The 10,907-nt window shown below is 63.8% G+C and carries 12 protein-coding genes and 3 tRNA genes; 13 read left to right on the forward strand and 2 right to left on the reverse strand.

Translation table 11 applies throughout. The features are described 5' to 3' along the window. Positions 1-19: 19 nt before the first annotated feature. The gene (apaG, locus tag Q7J58_RS06240; protein ID WP_304824999.1) at positions 20-421 is read right to left on the reverse strand and encodes a Co2+/Mg2+ efflux protein ApaG; all 402 of its coding nucleotides are present in this window, start codon (positions 419-421) and stop codon (positions 20-22) included. An 84-nt stretch (positions 422-505) separates the two neighbouring features. Here apaG and rpe point away from each other — a divergent pair, with 84 nt between their 5' ends. Both rpe and gph read left to right on the forward strand, forming a co-directional pair. Continuing rightward, positions 506-1,186 (forward strand): ribulose-phosphate 3-epimerase, encoded by a 681-nt coding sequence (rpe, locus tag Q7J58_RS06245; protein ID WP_304824966.1) that lies wholly within the window; start codon positions 506-508, stop codon positions 1,184-1,186. Continuing rightward, the gene (gene gph / locus Q7J58_RS06250; RefSeq protein ID WP_304824968.1) at positions 1,186-1,920 is read left to right on the forward strand and encodes a phosphoglycolate phosphatase; all 735 of its coding nucleotides are present in this window, start codon (positions 1,186-1,188) and stop codon (positions 1,918-1,920) included. The genes rpe and gph overlap by 1 nt, the downstream gene beginning before the upstream one ends. Before the next feature lie 57 nt (positions 1,921-1,977). On the opposite strand, the gene Q7J58_RS06255 is transcribed toward gph, so the two are convergent. Beyond that, positions 1,978-2,586, reverse strand: coding sequence for a chalcone isomerase family protein (locus Q7J58_RS06255; RefSeq protein WP_304824971.1), 609 nt, complete (start codon positions 2,584-2,586; stop codon positions 1,978-1,980). 419 nt (positions 2,587-3,005) lie between these two features. On the opposite strand from Q7J58_RS06255, the gene trpE reads away from it, so the two are divergent. From trpE to Q7J58_RS06310, 11 genes are all read left to right on the forward strand, one after another. Further along, positions 3,006-4,505 (forward strand): anthranilate synthase component I, encoded by a 1,500-nt coding sequence (gene trpE, locus Q7J58_RS06260; RefSeq protein WP_304824974.1) that lies wholly within the window; start codon positions 3,006-3,008, stop codon positions 4,503-4,505. Positions 4,506-4,510: 5 nt separating this feature from the next. After that, the gene (locus tag Q7J58_RS06265) at positions 4,511-5,104 is read left to right on the forward strand and encodes an aminodeoxychorismate/anthranilate synthase component II (protein ID WP_304824977.1); all 594 of its coding nucleotides are present in this window, start codon (positions 4,511-4,513) and stop codon (positions 5,102-5,104) included. Further along, positions 5,101-6,174, forward strand: coding sequence for a low-specificity L-threonine aldolase (gene ltaE / locus Q7J58_RS06270; RefSeq protein WP_304824980.1), 1,074 nt, complete (start codon positions 5,101-5,103; stop codon positions 6,172-6,174). The genes Q7J58_RS06265 and ltaE overlap by 4 nt, the downstream gene beginning before the upstream one ends. Positions 6,175-6,195: 21 nt before the next feature. Next, entirely contained in the window at positions 6,196-6,846 is a 651-nt protein-coding gene (locus Q7J58_RS06275) for a LysE family translocator (protein ID WP_304824983.1), read from the forward strand. Between the two features lie 15 nt (positions 6,847-6,861). Continuing rightward, the gene (gene trpD / locus Q7J58_RS06280) at positions 6,862-7,929 is read left to right on the forward strand and encodes an anthranilate phosphoribosyltransferase (RefSeq protein WP_304824986.1); all 1,068 of its coding nucleotides are present in this window, start codon (positions 6,862-6,864) and stop codon (positions 7,927-7,929) included. A 187-nt stretch (positions 7,930-8,116) separates the two neighbouring features. Further along, the gene (trpC, locus tag Q7J58_RS06285) at positions 8,117-8,929 is read left to right on the forward strand and encodes an indole-3-glycerol phosphate synthase TrpC (protein ID WP_304824989.1); all 813 of its coding nucleotides are present in this window, start codon (positions 8,117-8,119) and stop codon (positions 8,927-8,929) included. Continuing rightward, positions 8,929-9,720, forward strand: coding sequence for a uracil-DNA glycosylase (locus Q7J58_RS06290; RefSeq protein ID WP_304824991.1), 792 nt, complete (start codon positions 8,929-8,931; stop codon positions 9,718-9,720). Before trpC ends, Q7J58_RS06290 begins: the two co-directional genes overlap by 1 nt. A gap of 16 nt (positions 9,721-9,736) precedes the next feature. Then, positions 9,737-9,822, forward strand: a tRNA-Tyr gene (locus Q7J58_RS06295). A 75-nt stretch (positions 9,823-9,897) separates the two neighbouring features. After that, a tRNA-Gly gene (locus Q7J58_RS06300) sits at positions 9,898-9,971 on the forward strand. 77 nt (positions 9,972-10,048) lie between these two features. Further along, a tRNA-Thr gene (locus tag Q7J58_RS06305) sits at positions 10,049-10,123 on the forward strand. A 54-nt stretch (positions 10,124-10,177) separates the two neighbouring features. Continuing rightward, on the forward strand, positions 10,178-10,907 hold a 730-nt coding region (locus tag Q7J58_RS06310; RefSeq protein ID WP_304824994.1), incomplete at its 3' end, for an elongation factor Tu.

Genomic DNA, 10,907 nt, shown 5'->3' on the forward strand with positions numbered 1-10,907 from the left:
TCCGGTGGGGGTGCGCTGCTCAGTGCAGCACGCGGGCCGGGCCGGTACCTGTGCCCGAAGCTCCGGCATGCAACGCAAATTCGGGCACCGGGGCGTCAAAACGTGCGCCGTCTTCGGCCACGCAGAAAAAACTGCCGCGCATGCTGCCGTTGGGGGTGTGCAGGCGCGTGCCGCTGGTGTACTGAAACGACTCGCCCGGGCGCAGCAGCGGCTGGTTGCCCACCACGCCCAGGCCCTTGACCTCGTCGGTGTGGCCGCGCGCGTCGTCAATGATCCAGTGGCGCGATATCAATTGCGCCGCCACGTCACCGGTGTTGGTGATCGTGATGGTGTAGGCAAAGGCGTACACGTCTTGCTCGGGCGAGGATTGCTCGCTGAGGTACTGGGGCTCTACGTCACAGGTGAACTGGTATTTCGACATGAACGGCATGTTACCGCGCTGCAGCAAGACCCTGCCATGCCTGCGAAAATGCGGGTTTTCGCTCCTTCAACGCCCGCCCCAGCCATGTCCCACACCTACCGCATCGCCCCGTCCATCCTGTCTGCCGACTTTGCCCGACTGGGGGAAGAGGTGAGAAACGTCATCGCTGCGGGCGCCGACTGGATTCACTTCGACGTGATGGACAACCACTACGTGCCCAACCTCACCTTCGGCCCCATGGTCTGCCAGGCGCTCAAGCCGCACGCCAAGAAGCCCGACGGCACGCCGGTGCCGATCGACGTGCACCTGATGATCCAGCCGGTGGACGCGCTGGCCGGCGCCTTCATCGACGCCGGCGCCGATCTGGTGAGCTTTCACCCGGACGCATCGGCACATGTGCACCGCAGCGTGCAGGCGATCAAGGCCAGGGGCATCAAGGCCGGTCTCACGTTCAACCCGGCGCAGCCGCTGGACGTGCTGGATTATTTGATCGACGACATCGACCTGATTTTGATCATGAGCGTGAACCCCGGCTTTGGTGGCCAGAGCTTCATCGACTCGGCGCTGCGCAAGATCGAAGCGGCCCGCAAGCGCATCGAAGCCAGCGGCAAGGACATCCGCCTGGAGGTGGACGGTGGCATCAAGGCCGACAACATTCGCCGCGTGGCCGACGCCGGGGCCGACACCTTCGTGGCCGGCAGTGCCATTTTTGGCAAGCCCGATTACAAAAGCGTGATCGATGACATGCGCAAGGCGCTGGCCTGATGTTGCCCGGTACAGAACAGCGACCCGCGCAGCGGTGGAGCGTGGGGGCTGTGATCATCGACCTCGACGGCACGATGGTGGACACCCTGGGTGACTTTGAAGTGGCGCTCAACCGCACCATGGCCGACCTGGGCCTGCCCGGGGTGGACCGCGCTGCCGTCGAGCGCACCGTGGGCAAGGGCTCCGAGCACCTGATCCGCAGCCTGTTGGCCGAGCAGCTGCGCCGTCCCGAGGTGATCGGCTGCGGCGAGGCCTGCCCGGCCATGAGCGTGGACGCGCTCTTTGACCGTGCCTGGCGTCAGTACCAGCACCATTACCTGAGCATCAACGGCCAGTTTGCCGAGGTGTATCCGGGTGTGGAGGCGGGTTTGCGCGCCCTGCAAGCGGCGGGTGTGCCGCTCGCATGCCTGACCAACAAGCCCCTGGCGTTCGCGCTAGGCCTGCTCCAGTCCAAGGGGCTGGACGGTTTTTTCAGCCATGTGTTTGGCGGCGACAGTTTTGAGCGCAAGAAGCCCGATCCGCTGCCCCTGCTGAAAACCTGCGAAGCGCTGGGCACCTTGCCCGCGCAGACCGTGATGGTGGGCGACTCGCAAAACGACGCGCTGGCGGCCCGCGCCGCCGGTTGTCCGGTGGTGCTGGTGACCTACGGCTACAACCACGGCCAGCCGATTGCCGAGGCGCCGCACGACCTGCTGCTGGATTCCCTGGCCGATTGGCGGGTTCAGCGCGGCTGACTCTCGGGGCAGGCGCTCAGCAGCGCTTGACCCGTCTGACCGAGCGGTTCCAGCGGTTCACTTTTTCCCACCCAACAAGGCGTCTTTGAGCTGCCAGTCGGCCGGCTTGGGGCCCAGCCAGATGCGCATCAGGGCGTTGAAAAACTCGGGTTCCTTGAACGGTTCGCCCTCGACTTTCCCTTTGATGGTGATCACCGTGCCGGTGCCCGGCACCCAGTCCACCATGAACGTTTCGCCTTCTTTGAGCCGCTTGTGGTCGGAGAACACCTGACTCATGCGCAGCACGCCGGGAATCAGCTTGGAGAACGCGCTGCGCTCCATGTTGTCTTCCATGCCGCGCGAAAACAGCTTACCGAGTTCGGTGGAATCGATGTCGCGCAGCATGGTTATGGTCAGGCGCTTGGGGCCCGGTGCGGCCAGCACCGCTTCGGTGGTGGTGGCTTTCTGGCTTAGGTACAGGCCCGCGGTGTACACCTTGAACACCGCCTTGTAGCGCACCCCGGCACCATTGAGCTGCAGCGTGCTGCCGTGGGCGGTGATGCTGTCTTCCAGCCGAACGCCGCTGACATCCACCGTGGCTGCCATCGCAGCAGCAGGCAAAAAGCCCAGGCCAAGCGCCAACAACAGGCCCGACAGGGCACCACTGAATCGTTGTGGGTGTTTCATATTGGGTGTGGCTGCGGCGATACAGCTTAAAAATGGGTTGAAAAAGAACGACCGTTCGAAAAATTCATTTTGACCAGTTGGGTCAACGAAATCAACAGGGTTTTGCCGGATGGCGCCGTTGTTTCGCGAGCATGTTCAGACACCCCTGCGGCAGCTTTGCTACACTTTCGACCCATGTTCAACACACGCACAACCCTGATGGGCCATCTGCCGAGCCATCCTGGCCGGGGAGCCTGGCCCTGGCGCAAGCCAGCGTAAACGTGCACTCCCCCCACGGCGGTGCGCAGGTTCAGGTCCGACCACGTTGACCCCAGCCCGCGCCACCCCACTCCCCGAACCCGGCAGCGCGCCTGACCGGGCACCCCAAAAAACGGTTTCATCCGCTGCAACGCAGCAAGGGACCGACGGAGCGTCTGAACATGATCACCGAACTCGAATTCAAAAGCCTGGCCAGCCAGGGCTACAACCGCATTCCGCTGATGGCCGAGGCCTTTGCGGACCTCGAAACCCCGCTCTCGCTGTACCTCAAGCTCGCCCACGGGCGCGGCGACGGCAAATACAGCTTCCTGCTCGAATCCGTCGTCGGCGGCGAGCGTTTTGGCCGCTACAGCTTCATCGGCCTGCCCGCGCGCACGCTGCTGCGCGCCAGCGGCTTCGGTGCGGAGGCCAAGACCGAAGTCGTGCGCGACGGCGCCGTGGTGGAGACCAACCACGGCAACCCGCTGGACTTCATCGCTGCCTACCAGCAGCGCTTCAAGGTCGCGCTGCGTCCGGGCCTGCCGCGCTTCTGTGGCGGTCTGGCCGGTTACTTCGGCTACGACGCGGTGCGCTACATCGAGAAGAAGCTCGAAAAATCCTGCCCGCCCGACACCCTGGGCACGCCCGACATCCTGCTGCTGCAGTGCGAAGAGCTGGCCGTCATCGACAACCTCTCGGGCAAGCTCTACCTGATCGTTTACGCCGACCCGGCGCAGCCCGAGGCCTTCGCCAACGCCAAGAAGCGCGTGCGTGAGCTGAAGGAAGCGCTGAAGTATTCGGTCAGCGCGCCGGTGGTCAAGCCCAGCCAGAGTTACCCGGCCGAGCGCGACTTTGCCAAGGCCGACTACCTGGCCGCGGTGGAGCGCGCGAAGGAGCTGATCGCCGGTGGCGACTTCATGCAGGTGCAGGTGGGCCAGCGCATCAAGAAGCGCTACACCGAGTCGCCGCTGAGCCTGTACCGCGCGCTGCGTTCGCTGAACCCGTCGCCCTACATGTATTACTACCACTTCGGCGACTTCCACGTGGTGGGCGCGTCGCCCGAGATCCTGGTGCGCCAGGAGCAGGTGGACGAAGGGCAGAAAGTGATCATCCGGCCGCTCGCCGGCACGCGCCCACGCGGCGCCACGCCCGAGAAGGACAAGGCGACCGAGATTGAGCTGGTGAACGACCCGAAGGAGCGCGCCGAACACGTGATGCTGATCGACCTGGCGCGCAACGACATCGGCCGCATCGCCAAGATCGGCAGCGTCAAGGTCACCGAGGCCTTCGCGGTCGAGCGCTACAGCCATGTGATGCACATCGTGAGCAACGTGGAAGGCACGCTGCTGGACGGCATGAGCAACATGGACGTGCTGAAAGCGACTTTCCCCGCCGGCACGCTGACCGGCGCACCCAAGGTGCACGCGATGGAGATCATTGACCAGCTGGAGCCCACCAAGCGTGGCCTGTACGGCGGCGCCTGCGGTTACCTGAGCTATGCCGGCGACATGGACGTCGCCATCGCCATCCGCACCGGCATCATCAAGGACCAGATGCTCTACGTGCAGGCGGCGGCCGGTGTCGTGGCCGATTCCATTCCCGAGATGGAATGGAGGGAAACCGAACACAAGGCCCGCGCGCTGCTGCGTGCGGCGGAGCTGGTGGAAGAAGGTCTGGAGTGAACACCATGAGCAAAAAGATTCAACTCCTGATGGTCGACAACTACGACTCCTTCACCTACAACATCGTGCAGTACTTCGGTGAACTCGGTGCCGACGTGACCGTGGTGCGCAACGATGAAATTACCGTCGACGAGATCCAGCGCCGTGTGGACGCGGGGCAGATTGACCGCCTGGTCATCTCCCCCGGCCCCTGCTCGCCGGCCGAAGCGGGTATTTCGGTCGCTGCCATCCAGCACTTCGCCGGCAAGCTGCCCATCCTCGGCGTGTGCCTGGGCCACCAGAGCATCGGCGCGGCCTTTGGCGGCAACATCATCCGCGCGCAGGAGCTCATGCACGGCAAGACCAGCGTCATCACCACCACGCAGGAGGGTGTGTTTGCCGGTCTGCCCGAACAGTTCACGGTGAACCGCTACCACTCGCTGGCGATCGACCGCGAAACCTGCCCGGACTGCCTCAAGGTCACGGCCTGGACGCCCGACGGCGAGATCATGGGCGTCAGGCACAAGACACTGGCCATTGAAGGCGTGCAGTTCCACCCGGAAAGCATCCTCACCGAACACGGCCATGCGATGTTGAAAAACTTTCTGGAACAAGCATGAAGACCGTTGATTTGCGCAGCGACACCGTCACGCAGCCCACCGAAGCCATGCGCACCGCCATGATGGCTGCGCCCCTGGGCGACGACGTGTTCGGTGACGACCCCACGGTCAACGCGCTGCAGGAACGCATCGCCATGATCACCGGCAAAGAGGCCGCGCTCTTCATGCCCTCGGGCACGCAGAGCAACCTCTGCGGCATCCTGGCGCACTGCGGCCGGGGCGACGAGTACATCGTCGGGCAACTGGCCCACACCTATCGCTACGAAGGTGGCGGTGCCGCGGTGTTCGGCAGTGTGCAACCGCAGCCGCTGGTGCAGGACGCCGCAGGCCGCATGGCGCTGGACGACATTGCCGCAGCCATCAAACCCGACGACCCGCATTTCGCACGCACCCGTCTGCTCTGCCTGGAGAACACCTGGAACGGCCATGTGATGCCCGACGACTACCTGCGTGACGCCACGGCGCTCGCACGCGAGCACGGGCTGGCCACGCACCTGGATGGCGCGCGGGTGTTCAATGCGGCCGTCGCTTCCGCCGCGGAAGGACAAGCAGCTGTCCAGCGGTTGCGCGAGATCGCCGACCTTTTCGACAGCCTCTCGATCTGCTTCAGCAAGGGCCTGGGCGCGCCGGTGGGCTCGGCCCTTTGCGGATCGCACGAACTGATCCAGCGCGCCCGCCGCATCCGCAAGATGGCTGGGGGTGGCTTGCGCCAGGCGGGGCTGCTGGCGGCCTGTGCGCTGCACGCGCTGGACCACCACGTGGATCGCTTGGCCGAGGACCATGCCAACGCCCGGCGTCTGGCCGACGGGCTGGGCGGCATCGACGGCCTGGCGGTGAAGTCGGCACAGACCAACATCGTCTTTGTCGATGTGGCCGATGGCCGTGGGCCGGCGCTGCTGGACTTCCTGAAAGCGAATGGCGTGCTGGCCACCGGCCTGATCGGCCTGCGTTTCGTGACCCACCTTGACGTGGACACGGCCGGTATCGATCACGCCATCGCCACGGTGCGCCGCTTCTTCGCCGAAGCCCCCGCTACGTCGGCCGTCGCAGGGCGCAGCGGTCCGTACTGAACCCCGAACGGAGAACGCACCATGCCCGACACCCCGCAGTTGCTCATGTTCATCGCGGCGGGCTGGCTGCTCAACCTCACGCCCGGACCCGATGTGCTGTACATCGTGAGCAACGCGCTCAAGAGCGGCGTGCGCGCCGGCATCGTGGCCGCGCTGGGCATCGTCAGCGGCTGCTTCGTGCACGTGTTCGCGGCGGCGCTTGGCGTGAGCGCGCTGCTCGCCACCTCGGCCACGGCCTTCACCGTGCTCAAGTGGATCGGTGCCGCGTACCTGGTGTGGATGGGCGTCAAGCTGCTGTTGGCCAAGGGCGGCTCGTCGGTGGTGCCAACCGATGTCGCTCGGATCAAAGTCCCAGCCAACCTTTGGCGCATCTACCGACGCGGCTTCCTCACCAACGTGCTCAACCCCAAGGTCGCGCTGTTTTTTCTGGCCTTCGTGCCGCAGTTCATCGCGCCCGGCGCACCCGACAAGGTCACCACCTTCCTGCTGCTGGGCCTGCTGTTCAACCTCAACTCGCTGCCGATCAACTTCGGCTACGCCTGGCTCGCCGGCTGGGCTGCCCACCGCGTGAGCGCCGTGCAGCGCACCTTGCACTGGCTGGACCGCGCCGCCGGCGCCCTGTTCGTTGGCTTTGGCCTGAAGCTGGCCATGTCGGACAATCCCAACCGTTAAGTTCTGGAGACACCCATGCCCCACAGCCACAAGATCACCCCGCAGGAAGCCCTGCAGCGCACCATTGAACACCGCGAAATTTTCCACGACGAGATGCTGCACCTGATGCGCCTGATCATGAGCGGCGAGATGTCGCCGGTGATGATGGCGGCCTTCATCACCGGCCTGCGCGTGAAGAAGGAAACCATCGGCGAGATCACCGCCGCCGCGCAGGTGATGCGCGAGTTCTCCACCAAGGTGCATGTGGCCGACAAGACCCATCTGGTGGACATCGTGGGCACCGGTGGCGACGGCTCGCACACCTTCAATATTTCCACCTGTTCCATGTTCGTGGCGGCGGCGGCGGGTGCCAAGGTCAGCAAACATGGCGGGCGCAGCGTCAGCAGCAAAAGCGGCAGCGCCGACGTGCTGGAAAGCCTGGGTGTGAACATCAACCTGGCGCCTGAGCAGATCGCACGCTGCATCGAGCAGGTGGGTCTGGGCTTCATGTTCGCACCCAACCACCACCCGGCCATGAAAAACGTGGCGCCGGTGCGCCGCGAGCTGGGCATGAAGACCCTCTTCAACATCCTGGGGCCGCTCACCAACCCGGCTTCAGCGCCCAACATCCTGATGGGTGTGTTCCATCCCGATCTGGTCGGTATCCAGGTGCGTGCTCTGCAGCGTCTGGGCGCCGAACACGCGGTCGTCGTTTATGGGCGCGACGGCATGGACGAGGTTTCGCTGGGTGCAGCCACTTTGGTGGGTGAGCTCAAGAATGGTGAGATCACCGAGTACGAAATTCACCCCGAAGACTTTGGCCTGACCATGGCCAGCAACCGCACGCTGCGCGTGGAAACGCCCGAAGCGTCCAAGGCCATGCTGCTGGGCGTGCTGAACAACAGCGACGAACCCGCCACCCGGGCCGCCAAAGACATCGTGGCGCTCAATGCCGGCGTGGCACTGTACGCCGCCAATGTGTGCAGCGACATGGTGCAGGGCATTGCGCTGGCGCGCCGTGCCATCGAGTCGGGTGCCGCCGCACGCAAACTGGCCGATCTGACCGCATTCAGCCAGCTGGCCAGTGCCAGCGTGGGCCCCTGACGGGCGCATTCAACATGCCCGTCTGGCTGCAAAATGAAGGCGCCTGGATCGCCATCGGCGTTTCGCTGGTGTTCGTGGTGGCCGGGTGGGTGATGCACCGCGTATTTTTGAGCATCTTGAAAAACCCGGCGCCTGCGCCTGCAACCCGACCAAATCCCCCAGATACCCCCAACGCAGAGCCTGAAAAATGAGCGACATCCTTCAAAAAATCGTGGCCGTGAAGCACGAGGAAATTGCCGCTGCACAGCGAAAAAAATCGCTGGACTTGGTGCGCTTTGACGCCGAGAGCCGCGTGCTCACCCGCGACTTCGAGGGTGCCTTGCGCGCCAAGATCGCCGCTGGTCAGGCGGCCGTCATTGCTGAAATCAAAAAAGCCAGCCCCAGCAAAGGCGTGATCCGTGGCGACTTCATTCCCGCCGACATTGCGCAAAGCTACGCGGCAGGCGATGGCCAGGTCAGCGCAGCGTGCCTGTCGGTGCTCACCGACCGCCAGTTTTTCCAGGGCAGCCCGGACTACCTGAAGCAGGCCCGCGCCAGCTGCGACCTGCCGGTGCTGCGCAAAGATTTCATGGTGGACCCCTACCAGGTCTACGAAGCCCGAGCGATGGGTGCCGACGCTATTTTGCTGATCGCAGCCTGCCTGGACGGTGCGCGCATGGCCGAGCTGGAAGCATTGGCCATGAGCCTGAACATGGCGGTATTGGTGGAGGTGCACGACCGCGCAGAGCTGCAGCGGGCGCTCCAACTCAAGACCCGGCTGTTGGGGATCAACAACCGCAACCTGCGTACGTTTGAGGTGACGCTGCAAACCACGCTGGACATGCTGAACGATGTGCCCGCCGACCGTCTGTTGATCACCGAGTCCGGCATTGTGTCGCGCGCCGATGTGCAAACGATGCGCCGCGCAGGCGTGCACGCCTTTCTGGTGGGGGAAACCTTCATGCGCGCGCCCGAACCCGGCCTGGCGTTGGCTGAACTGTTCGCTGGAGCCCCAACCTGATGCCGATGCAAGCGGTGCTCGACCTGGACGGCGCAACGCCTGCCACGCCCAGTCTGGCTGGCGTCGATGAGACCGAGACTGCCCTGCAGCCCGGTTGGGTGCCGATCGTCGAGGCTTTTCGTGCTTCTACCGAGGGCGCCCGCTTGCAGGCCTTTCTGCGGCAACGGCGTGCAGCGTGTGCTGTCATCTATCCGCCGCAACCTTTGCGTGCGCTCACGCTCACCGCACCCGAAGCCGTGCGGGTGGTGATTTTGGGTCAAGACCCGTACCACGGACCTGGGCAGGCCGAGGGGCTGGCGTTTTCTGTCGCACTTGGCGTGAAGTTGCCCCCGAGTCTGCGAAACATCTTCAAAGAACTGCAGCGCGATCTGACCCTGCCCACGCCCACACACGGCTCCTTGGTGCATTGGGCTGAGCAGGGCGTGTTGTTGCTCAACACCTGTCTGAGCGTCGAAGACGGTCAACCAGCCAGCCATGCAGGTCAGGGTTGGGAGGCACTCACGGACGCTGTGATTCAGCATTGCAGCCAGACGGGTTTGCCCAAGGTGTTTCTGTTGTGGGGTGCACACGCTCAAAAGAAAGCGGCGCTCATTGACTCCCACCGCCACGCCATCTTGTCGGCCAACCATCCGTCACCGCTTTCGGCCAGCAGAGGTCCCGCCCCTTTCTTGGGGTGCGGTCATTTTGGACGGGTCAACCGGTGGCTCCAAGCGCAACATGCGGAAGCCATTCGGTGGTCAGCCCACGAAATTGAAAACAAGCTGGTGAAAGTCGAAAAAACCATGGCATAATTCTGGGCTGCGCTACGGAGGGGTGGCCGAGTGGTTAAAGGCAGCAGACTGTAAATCTGCCCGCTAACGCGTACGCTGGTTCGAATCCAGCCTCCTCCACCAGCAGTTGATGTGATCTGAGAGCGATTGGGATGTCGCGCTCAAGGTGATCTGGGCCAAGTGGTTCGGGTTTCTTTGGCGGGAGTAGTTCAATGGTAGAACCCCAGCCTTCCAAGCTGATGACGCGGGTTCGATTCCCGTCTCCCGCTCCAGGTGGTATTGATGGTTGGTTTGTTCTTGCGAGCAATGCAGTGAATTTTCTGGGGTGCCTGCTGTGTCGGGCGCCTTGGCCCTTGTGGCTCAGTGGTAGAGCACTCCCTTGGTAAGGGAGAGGTCGCGGGTCCGATTCCCGCCAAGGGCACCAATGATTCTTGTTTTGGATCTGGTGTTTCGGCAATTTTGATTTTGGAGCTGAAAAATGGCAAAAGAGAAATTTGAGCGGACCAAGCCGCACGTGAACGTGGGCACCATTGGTCACGTGGACCATGGCAAGACGACGCTGACGGCGGCGATCACCACGGTGCTGTCGGCCAAGTTCGGTGGTGCCGCCAAGGCCTACGACCAGATCGACGCAGCGCCTGAAGAGAAGGCCCGTGGCATCACCATCAACACCGCGCACGTGGAATACGAGTCGCCGAACCGCCATTACGCGCACGTCGACTGCCCGGGCCACGCCGACTACGTGAAGAACATGATTACCGGTGCGGCGCAGATGGACGGCGCGATTCTGGTGTGCTCGGCCGCTGACGGCCCGATGCCGCAGACGCGCGAGCACATTCTGCTGGCCCGTCAGGTCGGCGTGCCGGCTCTGGTGGTCTTCATGAACAAGGTTGACCTGGTCGACGACGAAGAACTGCTGGAACTGGTCGAGATGGAAGTGCGCGAGCTGCTCTCGTCGTACCAGTTCCCGGGCGACGATATTCCGATCACCAAGGGTTCGGCCAAGGCCGCGACCGACGGTGTGAACCCGGAAATCGGCGAACAGCGCGTTCTCGAGCTCATGCAGACTGTGGACGACTACATCCCGCAGCCGGCGCGTCCGCTCGACCTGCCCTTCCTGATGCCGGTTGAAGACGTCTTCTCGATCTCGGGCCGCGGCACCGTGGTCACGGGCCGCGTCGAAAAGGGTATCGTCAAGGTCGGTGAAG

The organism is Hydrogenophaga sp. (assembly GCF_030656115.1).
In the GTDB taxonomy this organism is placed as follows: Bacteria; Pseudomonadota; Gammaproteobacteria; order Burkholderiales; family Burkholderiaceae_C; genus Hydrogenophaga.

Excerpts from the sequence above, each read along its gene's own strand:
- apaG (WP_304824999.1), bottom strand. The coding sequence starts at position 421 with ATGTCGAAATACCAGTTCACCTGTGACGTAGAGCCCCAGTACCTCAGC.
- rpe (WP_304824966.1), top strand. The coding sequence starts at position 506 with ATGTCCCACACCTACCGCATCGCCCCGTCCATCCTGTCTGCCGACTTT.
- gph (WP_304824968.1), top strand. The coding sequence starts at position 1,186 with ATGTTGCCCGGTACAGAACAGCGACCCGCGCAGCGGTGGAGCGTGGGG.
- Q7J58_RS06255 (WP_304824971.1), bottom strand. The coding sequence starts at position 2,586 with ATGAAACACCCACAACGATTCAGTGGTGCCCTGTCGGGCCTGTTGTTG.
- trpE (WP_304824974.1), top strand. The coding sequence starts at position 3,006 with ATGATCACCGAACTCGAATTCAAAAGCCTGGCCAGCCAGGGCTACAAC.
- Q7J58_RS06265 (WP_304824977.1), top strand. The coding sequence starts at position 4,511 with ATGAGCAAAAAGATTCAACTCCTGATGGTCGACAACTACGACTCCTTC.
- ltaE (WP_304824980.1), top strand. The coding sequence starts at position 5,101 with ATGAAGACCGTTGATTTGCGCAGCGACACCGTCACGCAGCCCACCGAA.
- Q7J58_RS06275 (WP_304824983.1), top strand. The coding sequence starts at position 6,196 with ATGCCCGACACCCCGCAGTTGCTCATGTTCATCGCGGCGGGCTGGCTG.
- trpD (WP_304824986.1), top strand. The coding sequence starts at position 6,862 with ATGCCCCACAGCCACAAGATCACCCCGCAGGAAGCCCTGCAGCGCACC.
- trpC (WP_304824989.1), top strand. The coding sequence starts at position 8,117 with ATGAGCGACATCCTTCAAAAAATCGTGGCCGTGAAGCACGAGGAAATT.
- Q7J58_RS06290 (WP_304824991.1), top strand. The coding sequence starts at position 8,929 with ATGCCGATGCAAGCGGTGCTCGACCTGGACGGCGCAACGCCTGCCACG.